Annotated in this window: 1 protein-coding gene; it reads left to right on the forward strand. The window is 67.6% G+C overall.

Annotated elements, in window-relative coordinates:
* Positions 1-14: 14 nt before the first annotated feature.
* The coding region (locus SB725_RS33055; protein WP_410923681.1) for an amidase family protein at positions 15-247 on the forward strand (233 nt) is incomplete at its 3' end.

Genomic DNA, 247 nt, shown 5'->3' on the forward strand with positions numbered 1-247 from the left:
CATGGGATCGGCGTCTGACGTCCGGCGGGAGCAGCGGTGGATCAGCCGTAGCGGTTGCGCTCGGCATGGGACCGTTGTCACTGGCCACCGACGGCGGCGGTTCGATCCGCGTTCCAGCTTGCTGGAGCGGGGTGGTCGGAATGAAACCGTCGTTCAACCGAGTGCCTGCCGGCGCGGCGGTGAGTTGGACCCACCTGTCGACGCTTGGTCCGATCGCTCGCTGCGTTAGCGACGCGGCGCTGATGCT

Source organism: Pseudomonas sp. SIMBA_041, from assembly GCF_046535095.1.
GTDB classification, from domain to species: domain Bacteria; phylum Pseudomonadota; class Gammaproteobacteria; order Pseudomonadales; family Pseudomonadaceae; genus Aquipseudomonas; species Aquipseudomonas mucoides.